This is a genomic window from Streptomyces sp. NPDC126503 (assembly GCF_040302405.1).
In the GTDB taxonomy this organism is placed as follows: Bacteria; Actinomycetota; Actinomycetes; order Streptomycetales; family Streptomycetaceae; genus Streptomyces; species Streptomyces gulbargensis.
Genome location: NZ_JBEORS010000003.1, coordinates 335650 through 351243 on the forward strand (window position 1 = coordinate 335650; position 15594 = coordinate 351243).

At 72.7% G+C, this 15594-nt stretch carries 17 protein-coding genes; 5 read left to right on the forward strand and 12 right to left on the reverse strand.

The genetic code is table 11. The features are described 5' to 3' along the window. Positions 1-4: 4 nt before the first annotated feature. Together ABTY40_RS06700 and lnt are read left to right on the forward strand one after the other, a co-directional pair. A complete protein-coding gene (locus ABTY40_RS06700; protein WP_352058498.1) occupies positions 5-448 on the forward strand; it encodes a nuclear transport factor 2 family protein in 444 nt (147 codons plus the stop codon). A 101-nt stretch (positions 449-549) separates the two neighbouring features. Then, positions 550-2178, forward strand: a complete 1629-nt coding sequence (lnt, locus tag ABTY40_RS06705; protein WP_352058499.1) for an apolipoprotein N-acyltransferase — start codon at positions 550-552, stop codon at positions 2176-2178. Here the strand turns inward: lnt and ABTY40_RS06710 are convergent. Next, on the reverse strand, positions 2123-3028 hold the full coding sequence (locus ABTY40_RS06710; RefSeq protein ID WP_352058500.1) for a Gfo/Idh/MocA family protein: 906 nt from the start codon (positions 3026-3028) through the stop codon (positions 2123-2125). The genes lnt and ABTY40_RS06710 overlap by 56 nt on opposite strands. A gap of 63 nt (positions 3029-3091) precedes the next feature. Next, positions 3092-4300: an FAD-dependent monooxygenase gene (locus tag ABTY40_RS06715; protein ID WP_352058501.1), complete on the reverse strand. Its 1209-nt coding sequence runs from the start codon at positions 4298-4300 to the stop codon at positions 3092-3094. Between the two features lie 89 nt (positions 4301-4389). Here ABTY40_RS06715 and ABTY40_RS06720 point away from each other — a divergent pair, with 89 nt between their 5' ends. The 3 genes from ABTY40_RS06720 to ABTY40_RS06730 all read left to right on the forward strand — a co-directional run bounded on the left by ABTY40_RS06720 (position 4390) and on the right by ABTY40_RS06730 (position 6154). Beyond that, entirely contained in the window at positions 4390-5034 is a 645-nt protein-coding gene (locus ABTY40_RS06720; protein ID WP_352058502.1) for a TetR/AcrR family transcriptional regulator, read from the forward strand. Further along, on the forward strand, positions 5022-5558 hold the full coding sequence (locus ABTY40_RS06725) for a DinB family protein (RefSeq protein WP_352058503.1): 537 nt from the start codon (positions 5022-5024) through the stop codon (positions 5556-5558). Before ABTY40_RS06720 ends, ABTY40_RS06725 begins: the two co-directional genes overlap by 13 nt. Before the next feature lie 116 nt (positions 5559-5674). After that, positions 5675-6154: a hypothetical protein gene (locus ABTY40_RS06730; RefSeq protein ID WP_352058504.1), complete on the forward strand. Its 480-nt coding sequence runs from the start codon at positions 5675-5677 to the stop codon at positions 6152-6154. A gap of 26 nt (positions 6155-6180) precedes the next feature. Here the strand turns inward: ABTY40_RS06730 and ABTY40_RS06735 are convergent, their stop codons facing one another. The 10 genes from ABTY40_RS06735 to ABTY40_RS06785 form a co-directional block, all read right to left on the reverse strand. After that, complete coding sequence (locus ABTY40_RS06735) at positions 6181-6618, reverse strand: hypothetical protein (RefSeq protein WP_502990507.1); 438 nt, start codon at positions 6616-6618, stop codon at positions 6181-6183. Between the two features lie 108 nt (positions 6619-6726). Beyond that, positions 6727-7410: a uracil-DNA glycosylase gene (locus tag ABTY40_RS06740; protein WP_352058505.1), complete on the reverse strand. Its 684-nt coding sequence runs from the start codon at positions 7408-7410 to the stop codon at positions 6727-6729. A 92-nt stretch (positions 7411-7502) separates the two neighbouring features. Further along, positions 7503-9083, reverse strand: a complete 1581-nt coding sequence (locus ABTY40_RS06745; protein ID WP_345286467.1) for an ABC transporter substrate-binding protein — start codon at positions 9081-9083, stop codon at positions 7503-7505. A 148-nt stretch (positions 9084-9231) separates the two neighbouring features. Beyond that, entirely contained in the window at positions 9232-9999 is a 768-nt protein-coding gene (locus tag ABTY40_RS06750) for an SDR family oxidoreductase (protein ID WP_352058506.1), read from the reverse strand. A 28-nt stretch (positions 10000-10027) separates the two neighbouring features. Then, entirely contained in the window at positions 10028-10789 is a 762-nt protein-coding gene (fabG, locus tag ABTY40_RS06755; protein WP_352058507.1) for a 3-oxoacyl-ACP reductase FabG, read from the reverse strand. A 194-nt stretch (positions 10790-10983) separates the two neighbouring features. After that, a complete protein-coding gene (locus ABTY40_RS06760; RefSeq protein ID WP_352058508.1) occupies positions 10984-11367 on the reverse strand; it encodes a DUF3037 domain-containing protein in 384 nt (127 codons plus the stop codon). Beyond that, positions 11364-12209: a HipA family kinase gene (locus tag ABTY40_RS06765; protein ID WP_352058509.1), complete on the reverse strand. Its 846-nt coding sequence runs from the start codon at positions 12207-12209 to the stop codon at positions 11364-11366. Before ABTY40_RS06765 ends, ABTY40_RS06760 begins: the two co-directional genes overlap by 4 nt. A gap of 397 nt (positions 12210-12606) precedes the next feature. Beyond that, the gene (locus ABTY40_RS06775; RefSeq protein WP_352058510.1) at positions 12607-13617 is read right to left on the reverse strand and encodes an ABC transporter substrate-binding protein; all 1011 of its coding nucleotides are present in this window, start codon (positions 13615-13617) and stop codon (positions 12607-12609) included. A 14-nt stretch (positions 13618-13631) separates the two neighbouring features. After that, positions 13632-14405, reverse strand: coding sequence for an ABC transporter ATP-binding protein (locus ABTY40_RS06780; protein WP_352058511.1), 774 nt, complete (start codon positions 14403-14405; stop codon positions 13632-13634). A gap of 1 nt (position 14406) precedes the next feature. Next, positions 14407-15546 (reverse strand): FecCD family ABC transporter permease, encoded by a 1140-nt coding sequence (locus ABTY40_RS06785; RefSeq protein WP_352058512.1) that lies wholly within the window; start codon positions 15544-15546, stop codon positions 14407-14409. Positions 15547-15594: the final 48 nt, after the last annotated feature.

A 15594-nucleotide genomic window follows, 5' to 3' on the forward strand; every position in this document is an offset into this window, starting at 1 on the left:
ACCGATGACGCAGCGCGTGGATCTGGCGGCCCTGCGGGACCGGCTCGCCGTCGACGACCTCATCAGCGGGTACGCGGCGGCGGTGGACGACGGCGACCGGTCCGCCTACCGCGCCCTGTTCACGCCCGACGGACGCGCGGACCACCGGGGGGCGGGCGGCATCGAGGGGCCCGCGGCCGCCGTGGCCGACTGGCTCGCCGAGACGGCGGACCGCTTTCCGGTACGCCCGCACCTCATCGTGAACCGGCGCTTCCACTTCCCCTCGGCCGGCGGGTTCCCCGAGCGCGGCGACCTCGCCGAGGTCCGCGCCGACTACGTGAGCCCCCTGCCGCACGGCGCCGGTGAGGGCGTCGCCGGCGGCCGCTGCGCGTTCACCGCGCTGCGCACCGACGACGGCTGGCGCCTGCGGTCGGTGGTCGTGGAGGAGCGCTGGCGCCGGCCCCACTGAGCGGCGGGGGATGCCTGTCCGACCCGGCCGTCCTCCGTCCCGCCGGCGCTCCCGGTCCCCGCCCCCGAGTCGGACACTGGAGGCGACGGCGGGAGGACACGATGCGGATTCCCCACCCGGGCCGGCAGCGGCACCCGGTCCCTCCTGAGGAGGGCGCACGCGCGTTCCGGCACCGGATCCCGCGTGCGGCGGGGCGGGGGCTGCTCGCCGCCGGCTGCGGCGCGCTCCCCGCGCTCGCCTTCCCCGAGCCGGGCCTGTGGTGGTGGGCGTACGCGGCCCTCGTTCCCTGGCTGCTGCTGCTCCGTACGGCTCCGGGGCCGCGCCGCGCCGCGCTCGACGGGTGGCTGGGCGGCACGGGCTTCGTCCTCGCCGTGCACCACTGGCTGCTGCCCGGTCTGCACGTCTTCCTGCTCCCGCTCGCCGCGCTGCTCGGCCTGTTGTGGCTGCCGTGGGGCCTGCTGGTGCGCGCCCTGCTCGGCGGCTCTCCCGCACCGCCCCGGGCGCTCACGGCACTGGTCGCGGTGCCGTCCGGCTGGCTGCTGATCGAACTGGTGCGGTCCTGGGAGGGCTTGGGCGGGCCGTGGGGGCTGCTCGGCGCGAGCCAGTGGGAGGTGCCGGCCGCGCTGCGGCTCGCCTCGGTCGGCGGGGTGTGGCTGGTGAGCCTCCTGGTGGTGGCGGTGAACACGGCCCTGGCCCTGCTGGTGGCGGTGCGGGGCGCGCGGGTCCCGGGCGTGGCGGGGCTCGCCGCCTGCGCGCTCGCGGCGAGTGCGGCGGCCTGGGGCACGGGGGTGCCCCGCCCGGAGGGGACGGTGCGCGTCGCGCTCGTACAACCGGGGGTGTTCGGCGGTCCGGACGGGCCCGAGCGGCGGCTCGCGCGGGCCGGGGAGCTGACCCGGTCGCTCGCCGGGCAGCGCGTCGACCTGGTGGTGTGGGGCGAGAGCGGGGTGGGGGCGGACCCGGCGGGCCGGCCGGAGCTCGCGGCCCGGCTGGGGGCGCTCTCGCGGGCCGCCGGTGCGCCTCTCCTGGTGAACGTGGACGCCCGCGCGGCCGGCCGTTCGGGCATCTTCAAGAGCGCGGTCCTGGTGGACGCCGGGGGTCCCACCGGCGTCCGGTACGACAAGACGCGGCTGGTGCCGTTCGGGGAGTACGTCCCGGCGCGCGGGCTGCTGGGCTGGGTGACGTCGGTGGGCCGGGCGGCGGAGGAGGACCGGCGCCGGGGCACCGGTCCGGTCGTCATGGCGCTGCCGGCCGCCGGGGGAAGCCCCGTGGGAGGGCCGGCGCTGCGGGTAGGACCGCTGGTCTGCTTCGAGTCGGCCTTCCCGGACATGAGCCGGCAGCTGGCACGGGCGGGCGCCGGCCTCGTGGTGGTCCAGTCGGCGACCAGCACCTTCCAGGAGAGCTGGGCGCCGGAGCAGCACGCCTCCCTCGGGGCGCTGCGGGCGGCGGAGACGGGCCGGCCGGTCGTCCACGCGACGCTCACCGGGGTGAGCGCCGCCTACGGTCCGGACGGGCGCCGGATCGGCCCGGCGCTGGGGACGGAGGCGAGCGCGGCCGCCGTCCGCGAGCTGCCGCTCTCGGCGGCGACGACGCCGTACGTCCGGTGGGGCGCCTGGCCGGTGTACGGGGCGGTCGCCGTGGTGGGCGCCGTGTGCGCGGCGGCGGGCGCGGGGGCGTTCAGGAGGCCTGGGCCAGGGCCTCGCGGACGATCCGCTCGCACAGTTCGTGGGTGAGCAGGGCGTCCCGGGCGTCGAGGAGCCGGTCCTCGCGGACGGCGTCGAGGAAGGCCAGGACGGCCTGTTCGATGCCCCGCTGGCGGGCGACGGGCACCCAGTCGCCGCGCCGCCGCACGGTCGGCTGGCCCTTGTGGTCGATGACGTCGGAGAGGTTGACGACCTGGCGCTTGGTGTCCTGGCCGGAGACCTCCAGGATCTCCTCGGTGGAGCCGTTCATCCGGTTCATCACGCCGAGGGCGGTGAAGCCGTCGCCGGAGAGCTGGAGCACGACGTGGTGCATGAGGCCGTCGCGGACGCGCGCCCGGACGTCGGTGTGCTCGACCTCGCCGGGGAGGAGGAAGCGCAGGGTGTCCACGACGTGGATGAAGTCGTCCAGGACCAGGGTGCGGGGGTCCTCGGGGAGGCCGATCCGGTTCTTCTGCAGGATGATCAGGTCGCGCGGGTGGTCGAGGCACTGGGCGTAGGCCGGGGCGAGGCGCCGGTTGAAGCCGACGGCGAGGCTGACGGCGCGCTTCCCGGCCAGGTCCACGATCCGCTCGGAGTCGGCGTAGTCGTAGGCGAGGGGCTTGTCGACGTACGTGGGGACGCCGGCTTCGAGGAGGCGGCCGGCGATCTCGGCGTGGACGGCGGTGGGGGCGTGCACGAAGGCGGCGTCGAGCCCGGCGGAGAGCAGCGAGTCGAGGTCGTGGTGGCGCCGGGTGGCGGGCAGGTGGAGGCTGTCGGCCACCCGTTCCAGGGTGGCCGGGGTGCGGGTCTGGAGGTGGAGTTCGACTCCGGGGAGGGTGGCGAGCACCGGGAGGTAGGCCTTCTGCGCGATGTCGCCGAGTCCGATGCAGCCAACCTTCACGGGGTCTCCCTCGTCGCTGTGTCCGGGTGCGCGGACCGTGCGGGTACGGGCCGTTCGCGCCGGTCAGCTTACGCGCGCAGGCCCGGGGGTGACGGGCGGGTGCCAGTCGGCGATGCCGTCGAAGCCGCGCAGGACGAGGCCGGGGCCGAAGCGGGAGACGGCCCGGACGAGCGTGTCGCGCAGGGCGACGGCGGGGCGGGCGGAGAGCGTGGTGAGGGCTCCGGTGCGGGCGGCGGCGCGGACGAGGGCGGTGGTGCGCGGGAGCCGGTCGGCGGTGTAGGCGGCGAGGTCGCGGCCGGGGGTGAAACCGGCCCCGGGGCGGGCGTGGTGGGCCAGGACGACGGCGTCCTCGACGGCCTGGTTCCCGCCCTGGCCGAGGCTGGGCATCATCGCGTGGGCGGCGTCGCCGAGGAGGGCGACCCGGCCGCGGTGGAAGGCGGGCAGCGGGTCCGGCAGGTGGTGGACGTCGTGGCGGAGGACCCGGCCCGGGTCGGCGGCGGCGAGGAGCTCGGGCACCGGGTGGTGCCAGTCGCCGAAGAGGCGCAGGAGTTCGGCCCTCTCGTCGTCGGGCGCGTGGGCTCCGGCGGGCGCGGTGGCCATGGCGTAGGCGTAGACGCGGCCGTCCTTGAGGGGCTGGGTGCCCCAGAGGCGTCCGGCGCCCCAGGTCTCGTGCGGGGCGAAGGGCCGGGCGGGGGCGGGGACGACGAGCCGCCAGGTGGTGCGGCCGCAGTAGCGGGGGCCGGGGTGGCGGGGGAAGAGGGTGCGCCGGGTGGCGGAGTGGATGCCGTCGGCGGCGACGACGAGTTCCGCCTCGGTCTCGCCGTCCGGGGTGGTGAGGCGGGCGGGCCGGTGGTCGTCGCCGGGGTCGGTGAGGGTCGCGGGGGCTCCGGTGCGGACGGTGCCGCCGGGGAGCGCCGAGGTGAGGATCTCGACGAGCGTGGCGCGGTGGAGCAGTACGAGGGGGCCGCCGAAGCGGGCGGCGGCGGCCCGGGCGTCGGTGCGGGCGAGCCAGCGGCCGTCGGGGCGGCGCAGGCCGCCGTCGCCCTGCCAGGCGGAGAGGTCGCGGACGCGGTCGCCGAGGCCGATGACGTCCAGGGCGCGCTGGGCGTTGGGGGCGAGTCCGATGCCGGCGCCGACGGGGGCGAGGCTCGCGGCGCGTTCGAGGACGGTGACCCGCCAGCCGGCGTGGTGGAGGGCGACGGCGGCGGTGAGTCCGCCGATGCCGGCCCCGACGACGAGGGCGCGGGGGGTGGCGGCGCGGTGCGGGTCCATGACTGCTCCTCGGACTACAGGTGTAGTGATGCCGTAACTCCGACCGTACTACAGGTGTAGTCCCGGCGGTAGTGAGTAGGGTCTGCCGCATGAGTACGCGCACCTCCGGCGAGTCCCCCTCCCGCGCCGAACGGATCGGCGACGCCGCCCTGGAGCTCCTCGTGGAGCGCGGCATGCGCGGGCTCACCCACCGCGCCGTGGACGAGCGGGCCGGACTGCCCCAGGGCTCCACGTCCAACCACGCGCGGACCCGGCAGGCCCTCCTGGAGACCGCCGTCCGCCGCCAGGCGGAGCTGGAGGCCCGGGTCATCGCCCCGCACGAACTGCCGCCGCCCGGCGCCGGCGCCGAGGCCCTCGCGGACGCGCTCGCCCTGGCCCTCCACCGCTATCTCACCCACCACCGCCCGCTGCTGGTCTCCCGGTACGAACTCGCCCTGGAGGCCACCCGCCGCCCGGAGCTGCGCGGCTTCTACGACCGGGCGGGATCGGCCTTCCGCGGGCCGGTGATCGCGATGATGACGGCGGCCGGCTCGCCCGCGCCGGAACGGCACGCGCTCTCGCTCATCGCCTGGTGCGAGGGGCTGATGTTCTCCTGCGCCGCCGGCTCCTTCCACTCCGCCGTGCCCGGCCCCGACGAACTGCGCACCGGTTTCCAGGAATTGCTGCGGGGCATGCTCGGCGGCCCGGAAACCGGTGGCACGGCCCGCGATCATGGGGGACGATGCCAGGCATGACCACCGAACGCACCGCAACGACCCCGCGCGTCGACCCGTCCACCACCTCGGGCGAGCGCGAGGCGCTGGAGCAGTGGCTCGACTTCCATCGCGCGACCCTCGCGATGAAGTGCGAGGGGCTCGACGACGCCCAGCTGCGCACCACCTCCGTCCCGCCCTCCGACCTCAACCTCCTCGGGCTCGTCCGGCACATGGCCGAGGTCGAGCGCGGCTGGTTCCGTCACGTCCTCGCCGGCGAGGAGGCCGGCTGGATCTACGCGACGGAGGAGGACTACGACCGGGACATCCACGCCACCGAGGACGACACGTACGAGGAGGCGTACGCCACCTGGCAGGCAGAGATCGCCCACGCGCGCACGCTGGCGGCCGCGCACGGCCTCGACGACTTCGGCAAGGGCAAGCGCCGCGACGGCCGGACCTACAACCTCCGCTGGATCTACCTGCACATGATCGAGGAGTACGCCCGCCACAACGGCCACGCGGACCTCCTGCGCGAGCGCATCGACGGCGCCACCGGAGACTGACCCCCGGGCCCCGCCCGGTGGGCCGGTCAAGGCACGGCCACCGGCCGCTCACCCGTGCGGGGCATTCCCCGCCGGTAGGGGCGCGAAGACCGCTCCCCTGCCAGCAGAGTGGCGCGGTGCACACCCGAACCACAGCGAAGATCCTGGCCGGGGCGGCGATGGCCGCCCTGGCGGGCTGCGTCGCCGTCGACGCGCCGCCGCCCGCACCGGCCCCCGCGCCCACGCCCGCCGCCTCGGCGAACGCCGTCCGCCCCGCCCAGGGCGGGGCGCCGCAGTTCGTCGAAGGGCCGGCCCGCGAAGCTCTCGAAGCCGCGCTCCCGCCGGCCCCGCCCGCGCCACGCGCCACGCCGTCCGTACGGCCCGCGCCCCGGGCCGGGCAGTCGCCGCGCGCCGAGGCGCCACGCTCCGCCCCCGCACCGCGGCGGCCCGAGCGCCCCGCACCCGGACGGCCCGCCCTCCCCGATCCGCCGAAGCTGCCCGAAACCCTGCCGTCGATCGCTCCGCCGGTCTCCCGGGCGGAGGTCTGCGCACTGGGCGAGCGGTACGGAGGGTGGGCGCCCGGCAGCGATCAGGCGCGGATCTGCCGGGGGTCGTAAGGCTCCTGCCCCCGCCCGGCCGGCCGTCAGTCGCCGCGGAGGCGCCGTTCCAGGCGGTCGATGGCGGCCCGTACCCCGTTGCCGTAGCCGTCGTCCTCGAGCGCGTCCGAGGCCGCGCGCGCCCGGTCCAGATGGAGCCGGGCCGCCTCGGGCCGCTGGAGCTTCAGGTAGTCGGCGGCGAGATTGAGGTGGAGGGAGGGGTACAGCGCCCGCAACGCCACCGCCGAGTCGTGGGCGGCGAGCCGCTCCTCCCCCAGTTCACCGGCCGCGTTGAGCGCCCGGAGGTCCCAGGCCAGCTCGTCACCGGGATCGTCCTGGGCGTCGGCCATGTAGTGGGCGAGGGTGCAGCGGTGCAGCGGGTCCCCGTCGGGGCCGATCTGCTCCCACAGCAGCCCGAAGCGGTTGCGGGCCTCCTCCCGGTCACCGCCGTGGAGCAGCATCATGGCCTGCCCGATCCTGGTCATGACGCCGTCGTCCGCCACCTGCCGCTGCTCGGTCACCGCGACCTCCACGCACTCGCACTCCCGGAAAGACATGACGCTAACCGCAGCCGGCCCCGATCGGGCCGAGGCTCAGCCGAGGTCCGGGATCCGCCAGTCGATCGGCTCGTGGCCCTGCGCGGCGACGGCCTCGTTGATCCGGGTGAAGGGGCGCGAGCCGAAGAACTTCTTCGCCGAGAGCGGCGAGGGGTGGGCGCCCTTGACCACGACGTGCCGCTCCTCGTCGATGAGCGGCAGCTTCTTCTGTGCGTAGTTGCCCCACAGCACGAAGACGGCCGGGTCGGGCCGCGAGGCCACGGCCTGGATCACGGCGTCCGTGAACTTCTCCCAGCCCTTGCCCTTGTGCGAGTTCGCCTCGCCGGAGCGGACGGTCAGCACCGCGTTGAGCAGCAGGACGCCCTGCCGGGCCCACGGCATCAGGTAGCCGTTGTCCGGGATCGGGTGGCCGAGCTCGGCCTGCATCTCCTTGTAGATGTTCCGCAGGGAGGGCGGGGTCTTCACGCCCGGCCGCACGGAGAAGCAGAGCCCGTGCCCCTGGCCCTCGCCGTGGTAGGGGTCCTGACCGAGGATCAGGACCTTCACCCGGTCGTACGGGGTGGCCTCCAGCGCCGCGAAGACCTCGTCCTTCGGCGGGTAGACCGGCCCCTTGGCCCGCTCCTCCTCGACGAACTCGGTGAGCTGCGCGAAGTACGGCTTGCGCAGCTCCTCGCCGAGCACGTCCCGCCAGGACTCGGGCAGCATGCTGGTGTCGGTCACGGTCAACAACCTCCGGTGGACGTCCCTGTGTCTGGTACGGAACCTACCGGGGGCCACTGACAACCGGTCCCGCGGGCCGGTCCCCGCGCCTCCTACCAGCTGGCCAGGCGGCTCAGCTCCCACAGCTGCATGACGGTCTGCGGGTCGAGGGCGCGCTCGCCGCCGCCGATGTCCTCGCCGGCCGCGATGTAGAGCTTGCCCTGCCACAGGGGCAGCAGGCGGACGTCGCGGACCATGATCTCCTGGGCCTCCACGAACTCGTCCGTGACGGCCGCGCGATCGCTCTCGCGGCGCGACTGCGGGAGCAGTTCGTCGGTGATGCGGCGGCTCTCGTAGGGCGTGCCGAGGACGTTCTTCTTGCCCATGAAGGGGGCGACGAAGTTGTCCGGGTCCGGGAAGTCGGGGAACCAGCCGCGGCCGAAGACGGGGTACTGGCCCTTCTGGTAACCGTTCTGGAACTCCTTCCACGGCTTGCCGACGAGGGTGACCTTGAACAGGCCCGAGGCCTCCAGCTGCCGCTTGAGCTCGGCGAACTCGGCCGCCGTGGCGGAGCCGTACCGGTCGGTGGCGTACCCGAAGGTCAGCTGGACCGGCTCGGTGATGCCCGCCTCGCGCAGCAGCGCCTTGGCCTTGGGGACGCTCGGGGAGCCGAAGCGGTCGTAGAACTTGGTGGTGTGGGCGGCGATGCCCTTGGGGACCATCGAGTACAGCGGCTCGGCGGTGCCCTGGTAGACCGTGCTGACGAGCGCCTCGCGGTCGACGACCTGGGCGATGGCCTTGCGGACGGCCGGCTTGGCGACGGTGGCGTCCGTGGCGTTGAAGACCAGGTAGCGGATGTCGGCGCCGGTGGACTCGATGATCTGGAGGGACTCGTTCTCCGGGTTGTTGCCGTCCTGGAGCTCGACGACCTCGGCGGCGGTCAGACCGCGGTAGGTGGCGTCGATCTCCTTCTTCTTCAGGGCGGTGACCATCGCCTCGGACTCGTCGAAGTAGCGGATGGTCACCGCGCTGTTCTTGTGCTCGGCGAACCCCTTGTAGCTGGGGTTCTTGGTGAGCACGGCCGACTTGCGCTCCTCGTAGGAGTCGAGGACGTACGGGCCGGAACCGGTGATCTTCCCGTCCGTGCGGAGCTTGTCGGCCGGGTACTCGGCCGGGTCCACCAGCGACATGGCGGGGGTGGCGAGGACGAAGGGGAAGGTCGCGTCCGGCCGGTTCAGGCGGAAGACGACGCGGCGCTCGCCGACCGTCTCGACCGCCTGGAGGGAGCCCAGCATGCCGTTGGGGCCGCCCTCGTGGTCGATGGTCCGGATGCGCTCGATCGAGTGCTGCACCGCCTTGGCGTCCAGCTTGTGGCCGTTGGAGAAGGTCAGCCCTTCGCGGAGCGTGCACTCGAAGACCCGGCTGGACGTGTCCGTGAATTTGCAGTCGGCGGCGTCGCTCTGCGGGGTCGTACTGCCGGTCGGGAAACTCACGAGCGTCTGGAAGACATTTCGGAAAAGCTCCCAGGAGTTGTCCCACGACGCCGCGGGATCGAGCGTGGAGGGCGAACTCGTCGTCCCTACGACAATTCTCTTCTCCCCGGCGGATTCACTGTCCGAAAACACACCGCATCCGGACAGCAGGGATATGGACGCAAGGGCTGCAGCGGCCTGCAGACTCGTCCGGTTGAACACGTGCACGCTCCTCGTTCAGCCTGGGGTCGGCCGACGATACCGCAGCACCCCACCAGGTCAATCGCCGAGCCTGGCGGGGCACACGAGGCATTCGCTGCGTAATCGGGGCCAATCCGGACAGGAATTCCGGAGAGTGTCCGATTATCGGTCAGCCGACACCGGCGTTCAGGAAAATGCCGCCGTCGACCACGAGGGTCTGACCGGTGATCCAGGCCGACTGTTCCGAGGTCAGGAAGGCGGCGGCGCCACCGATGTCCTCGGGCACGCCGAGCCGGCCCATGGGATAGGCGGCGGCCGCCTCGGCCTCCCGCCCCTCGTACAGCGCCTGCGCGAACTTCGTCTTCACGACGGCCGGGGCGATGGCGTTGACCCGGACGACCGGCGCGAACTCGTGCGCCAGCTGGAGGGTCAGGTTGACCATCGCGGCCTTGCTCATTCCGTACGCGCCGATGAACGGCGAGGCGGAGACACCGGCGATGGACGCGATGTTCACGATCGCGCCGCCGTTCTCCTTCTGCCAGGCGTGCCAGGTGCGCTGGGCGAAGCCGAGGGCGGAGATCACATTCGTCTCGAAGACCTTGCGCGCGACACCGAGGTCGAGGTCCGCGATGGGCCCGAAGACCGGATTCGTCCCGGCGTTGTTCACCAGGAAGTCCACCCGGCCGAAGGCGTCCATCGCCGCGTCGACGGCGGCGGCCTGGTGGGCCTCGTCGTGGGCCTTGCCGGGCACGCCGACCGCCCGGTCGGCCCCGAGGCGCTCCACGGCCTCCTTGAGGGCCTCCTCGCCCCGTCCGGTGATGACGACCCGGTCGCCGCGGGCGACGAGCGCCTCGGCGATGCCGTAGCCGATGCCCCGGCTCGCGCCGGTGACGAGGGCGACCTTGCCGGACGGTTCCTGCCTTACCTGTGCGGTCATGCCCGCCTCCTCCTCTGGTTCGCGTACGTCAGTTGAGCGGGCCGCCGGCCACGTACATGACCTGGCCTGAGACGAAGCCGGCGTCGTCGCCGGTGAAGAAGGCGATGGCGTTGGCGACGTCCTCGGGGCGGCCGACGCGCTGCACCGGGATCGCGGAGGCGGCGGCGGCCTGGAACTCCTCGAAGCCCATGCCGACGCGCTCGGCGGTCTGCGCGGTCATCTCGGTGACGATGAAGCCGGGGGCGACCGCGTTGGCGGTGACGCCGAACTTGCCGAGCTCCTTGGCGAGGGTCTTGGTGAAGCCCTGGAGACCGGCCTTGACGGCCGCGTAGTTGGCCTGGCCGCGGTTGCCGAGCGCCGAGGAGGAGGAGAGCGAGACGATCCGGCCGAATCCGGCGTCCACCATGTGCTTCTGGCAGGCCTTCGCCATCAGGAACGCGCCCTTGAGGTGGACGTTCATGACGAGGTCCCAGTCGTCCTCGGACATCTTGAAGAGGAGGTTGTCGCGCAGCACGCCCGCGTTGTTCACGAGGATGGTGGGGGCGCCGAGCTCGGCGGCCACGCGCGCGACGGCGGCCTCCACCTGGGCGCCGTCCGAGACGTCGCAGCCGACGGCCAGGGCGGTGCCGCCGGCGGCGGTGATCTTCTCGACGGTGTCCTTGCAGGCCGCCTCGTCGAGGTCGAGGACGGCGACGGCGCGGCCCTCGGCCGCGAGGCGGATCGCGGTGGCGGCGCCGATGCCCCGTGCGGCACCGGTGACGACGGCTACGCGCTGCTCGGTGGTGGACATGCTTGGTTTCTCCTCGCCCTTGGATCATCCGTGGATACGGCCGGCACGCTCTCGACCCGCTCCTGCGTCCCGCACATGAGCGACCGCTTAGTATCGTCCGCAGACGAGACGCTAGAAGCCCTGGCACCCGGTGTCAACGGCCCACCGGGTGCGTACCGTCACTCCTCGGTCACGCGGGTGATCCCCGGATGGCCTCAGCGCACGAGGAGGTCGAGCAGCCGTTCCACCTCGGCCTCCGGATCGGCGGTGAGACCGGTGTGCACGGGCCCCGGCTGGACCACGGTGGAGCGGGGCGCGATCAGCCAGCGGAAGCGCCGCCCCGCGTCGTCGCGCGCCGCCTGCCCCGCGGCGTCCCCACCCAGGCAGACCCCTTCGACGGCGTGCAGCGCCGCCCGTACGCCGGTCACGTCGGCCGCGGGGTCGAGGGCGGTCAGCTTGGCCTCGTCGAGATGGGTGCGGGCCGCCACGAAGGAGCGGGCGCGGCAGTAGACGACCACCCCGGCGTTGAAGCACTCCCCCCGCTCGACACGGGGGACGACGCGCAGCAGCGCGTACTCGAAGACGTCGCGGTCGGTCACCTGGTGCTGTCCTTCTCGGGGGCGTGCGGCCGGGGTACGAGGCGTTCGGCGAGCCAGCCGGGGGGCTGCTGGGGCCGCCGCTCGGTCCGGGGGCCGAGCGTGATCCGCTCGTGGATGCTGGCCGCGCGCGGCAGCAGGGCCTCGACGTACGCGCGGCGCAGGGCGTCGGTGCTGTCGAAGCCGGGCTCGCCGACGAGCCATTCGTCGGGCACGTCGGCGGCGACCTCGGTGAGCAGCTCCTCGGTGACGAGCGGCGCGAGCTCGGCCGCGGCGGCGGCGACGTCCGGCGCGAAGGGCGCGAGCGCGTGGTCGGAGGCGTCGTACGGCTTGGCGGCGGAGGCCTGGGCGCCGGGCCAGTTGTGGTGCCAGATCATGGTGGCGCCGTGGTCGATCAGCCACAGGTCGCCGTGCCAGACGAGCATGTTGGGGTTGCGCCAGGACCGGTCGACGTTGTTGATCACCGCGTCGAACCAGACGACCTTGCCGGCCTCGCGGGGGTCCACCTCGTACGCCAGCGGGTCGAAGCCCAGCGAGCCCGGCAGGTAGTCCATTCCCAGGTTGAGCCCGCCGCTGGCCTTCAGGAGTTCCTGGACTTCCTGGTCGGGCTCGGAGAGCCCGATGACCGGGTCCAGCTGGATCGTGACGAGTTCGGGCACCCGCAGCCCGAGCCGGCGGGCGAGCTGCCCGCAGACGACCTCGGCCACCAGGGTCTTGCGGCCCTGCCCGGCGCCGGTGAATTTCATGACGTACGTCCCGAGATCGTCGGCCTCGACGATCCCGGGGAGCGAGCCGCCCTCACGCAAGGGCGTGACATAGCGGGTCGCTACGACCTCTTCCAACACTTTCCCAGGCCACCCATCTCTTCAGCCTTACCATCCACGGACGCCTTCTCCGGAGCGTAGAGGCAGGAATCACGGGTCAACGGCGCTGGGGAGGATCTGGGGGGCGGCCGGCAGACCGGTCTCCCCGCTCCCCCAGCAGACCGTCGATGGTGCCGCGCCCCTTGCTGCCAGCTTCCGGCATGAAGTGAGCATAGTAACCGAGGGTGATCACCGGCGAGGAGTTTCCGAGCCGCCGAGCGAGGGTCACGACGGGACTTCTTCTGATCGGCACTCATACGGAAACGTGCCCCCCGAGCGATCGGGGGGCATGTTCGTTCACCACCGCACCGAGAAGGAGCGGTCGCCGCCCTTGTCAGGCGTGACAACCGACGTGCCCGGCGACCCCGCCGCGACTCGGTCAGCGCTTGAGCTCACCCAGGTACTTCGCGAACTTCTCCAGGCCGTCGATGTTGCGTGGCCCGCTGATGCCCTCGTTGTAGTCGAGGATGAAGAAGTTGTTCTTCTTGACGGCGGGCAGCCCCTTCGCGTGGGGGGAGGTCTTCAGGAAGTCGATCTTCTTCTGGGCGGGCAGGTCCCCGTAGTCGAGGATCATGATGACCTCGGGCTCCGCCTTGGCGACGGCCTCCCAGTTCACCTGGGTCCACCGCTGGTCGAGGCCGTCGAAGACATTCCTGCCGCCGGCGTTCTTGATGATGTCGTTGGGCGGGACCTGGTTGCCCGCGGTGAAGGGCTGGTCGGTGCCCGAGTCGTAGAGGAAGACCGGGACCGGGTCGCCCTTGGGGGCCTTCGCCTTGACGTCCTCCACCCGCTTCTTCAGCCCACCGATGACCTCTTGCGCCTTCTTCTCGACCTGGAAGATCTTGCCCAGTCGGTCGAGGTCGGTGTAGAGCGCTTCGAACGGCGTGTGCTTCTCCGGGTACGTGGGGTAGTTGAAGCAGCTCTCGCTGTGCATGAAGCTCTGGATGCCGAGCTTGTCCAGGATTTCCGGGGTGATGCCCCGCTCGTCCTTGAAGCCCGACTTCCAGCCGGCCAGGACGAAGTCGGACTTGGCCTCGACCACGATCTCCTTGTTGAGGAGGTCGTCGCTGAGCATCTTCACCTTGGCGTAGTCGCTCGCCCAGGGGGACTCCGTCACCGGCGGGTTCGCCGGCGGCATCACGTAGCCGTGGACGTGGTCGACCAGCCCGAGGCTGAACAGCTTGTCGGCGCTTCCGCCTTCGTACGCCACGGCACGCTTGGGGATCGTGTATTCGACCGGCTCACCGCACCGCTTGACAGTGACCTTCGCGGGTGCCTTGGCGTCCGTCTCCACGTCGGCGCCGCAGCCGCTGAGCAGCAGGGCGGCCGCGAACGCGGAGCCGAGGGCGGTGTTCCGCCGCACCCGGCGGAGGGATCGAGTCATGGACATGCTTGTGGTGCCTTTCACAGGGAGGGGTCGAGCGAGTACAGCAACTGCGGGTCACCCGTCAGCGGGTGGGACACGACACTGGCCTTGACGCCGAACACGTCGTGGACGAGGTCGGTGGTGAGGACCTCCGCGGGCGTACCGGTGGTGACGAGGCGGCCGTCGCGGAGGACCCCGAGGCGGTCGCAGGCGGCCGCGGCGAGGTTGAGGTCGTGCAGCACGACCAGGACGGTGAGCCCCGAGCCGCGCAGGAGCGAGAGCAGTTCGACCTGGTGGCGCACGTCGAGGTGGTTGGTGGGCTCGTCCAGCACCAGGATCGTCGGTTCCTGGACGAGCGCCCGGGCCAGCAGGACGCGCTGGCGCTCCCCGCCCGAGAGCGTCAGGACTCCGCGCCGGGCGAGGTGGCGGATGTCGAGCCGGTCCATGGCCCGTTCGCACAGCTCCCGTTCCCGGGGGCTGAGCGCCTGGTTGCCCTGGAGGTGCGGGGTGCGCCCGAGGGCGATGACCTCTTCGACCGTGAAGTCGAGGTCGACGGCGCCGTCCTGGGTCATGGCGGCGATGACCTGTGCGGAGCGGCGCACGGTCAGGCGGGAGAGGTCCTCCTCGCCCACCCATACGGTGCCGGCGCTGGGGCGCAGCGCGCGGTACACGCACCGGAGGGCGGTGGACTTGCCGCTTCCGTTGGGGCCGACCAGGCCCACGACCTGGCCGCTTCCCACGTTCAGGGTCAGGTCACGTACCAGGCTCCTGCCGTCGGTGACGACGGAGAGCCCGTCAAGTCGGAGTTCCATCTCAGCGGCCTCCGAACATGTAGCCCTTGCGGCGCATCAGGGTGACGAACACCGGCACCCCGACGAGGGCGGTGATGACGCCCAGGGGCAGCTCTCGAGGGGCCACCAGCGTCCGGGACACCAGGTCGACCCAGACCATGAAGATCGCTCCGGCCAGGGGCGCCACCGCCAGCACGCGCGCGTGCGTGGCGCCGACGACCATGCGCACCACGTGCGGCATGACCAGTCCGACGAAGGCGATGGCGCCACTGACGGCGACCATCACTCCGGTCACGAGCGAGACCAGGACGAGCAGGGCCTTGCGGTGCCGGTCGGGACTGACGCCCAGGCTCGCGGCGGTCTCGTCCCCGAGCGCCAGCACGTCCAGCGCCCGGCCGTACCGGTACAGCACGCCGAGGCCGAGCAGGACGACCGCGGACACGACCGGAAGCGCGCCCCAGCTCGCGGCGCCGAAGCTGCCCATGGTCCAGTACAGGACCATGCTGGTCGCCTCGCTGTCCGGCGCGAAGTAGATCAGCAGGCTCATCACCGCTTGCAGACCCAGCGACATGGCGACGCCCGTCAGGACGAGACGCAGTGGCGAAAGCGAGCCCCGGCTGGAGGAGGCGGCATAGACGAGGATCGACGCGACCAGGGCCCCGATGAAGGCACCGGCCGACACCGCGTAGATGCCCAGCGCCGCCAGTCCTCCGGTGACCGTGACGGCGACGGCCCCGGCGGAGGCGCCCGAGGAGACGCCCAGTACGAAGGGGTCGGCGAGGGCGTTGCGCACCATGGCCTGGATGGCCACGCCGATGGCGCTCAGCCCGGCCCCCACGAGCGCCGCGAGCAGCACGCGTGGCGTACGGATCTCCCAGATGATCTGGTAGGTGGTCACGTCGTCCGCGGCGATGCGACCGCCGCTCACGGCCGCCCACAGGTACCGGGCGGTCTCCCCGGGCGTGATCACGGCGGCCCCCAGACCGATGGCCACCACGATCGAGACGAGGAGAACGACGAAGAGGGCGGCGCACGCAAGCGCCAGACCTTTCCGGGAGGCGAGCCGGTCCTTCACCCCTCTCCGGGGTTCGGGGGGCGCCTCGCCGGCCGGCGTATCGGCGGCGCTGCTCGCCGATGGCGCGGTGATCGCTGGCGGTGACATAGAACTCGGCCTTCCAGGTCGAACGGAACATGCTGATCGGGCGGATGG

Bases quoted from the DNA above. Each gene is read 5' to 3' on its own strand.
- ABTY40_RS06700 (WP_352058498.1), top strand. From the start codon at position 5: ATGACGCAGCGCGTGGATCTGGCGGCCCTGCGGGACCGGCTCGCCGTC.
- lnt (WP_352058499.1), top strand. From the start codon at position 550: ATGCGGATTCCCCACCCGGGCCGGCAGCGGCACCCGGTCCCTCCTGAG.
- ABTY40_RS06715 (WP_352058501.1), bottom strand. From the start codon at position 4,300: ATGGACCCGCACCGCGCCGCCACCCCCCGCGCCCTCGTCGTCGGGGCC.
- ABTY40_RS06720 (WP_352058502.1), top strand. From the start codon at position 4,390: ATGAGTACGCGCACCTCCGGCGAGTCCCCCTCCCGCGCCGAACGGATC.
- ABTY40_RS06725 (WP_352058503.1), top strand. From the start codon at position 5,022: ATGCCAGGCATGACCACCGAACGCACCGCAACGACCCCGCGCGTCGAC.
- ABTY40_RS06735 (WP_502990507.1), bottom strand. From the start codon at position 6,618: ATGACCAGGATCGGGCAGGCCATGATGCTGCTCCACGGCGGTGACCGG.
- ABTY40_RS06750 (WP_352058506.1), bottom strand. From the start codon at position 9,999: ATGACCGCACAGGTAAGGCAGGAACCGTCCGGCAAGGTCGCCCTCGTC.
- fabG (WP_352058507.1), bottom strand. From the start codon at position 10,789: ATGTCCACCACCGAGCAGCGCGTAGCCGTCGTCACCGGTGCCGCACGG.
- ABTY40_RS06775 (WP_352058510.1), bottom strand. From the start codon at position 13,617: ATGTCCATGACTCGATCCCTCCGCCGGGTGCGGCGGAACACCGCCCTC.
- ABTY40_RS06780 (WP_352058511.1), bottom strand. From the start codon at position 14,405: ATGGAACTCCGACTTGACGGGCTCTCCGTCGTCACCGACGGCAGGAGC.
- ABTY40_RS06785 (WP_352058512.1), bottom strand. From the start codon at position 15,546: ATGTCACCGCCAGCGATCACCGCGCCATCGGCGAGCAGCGCCGCCGAT.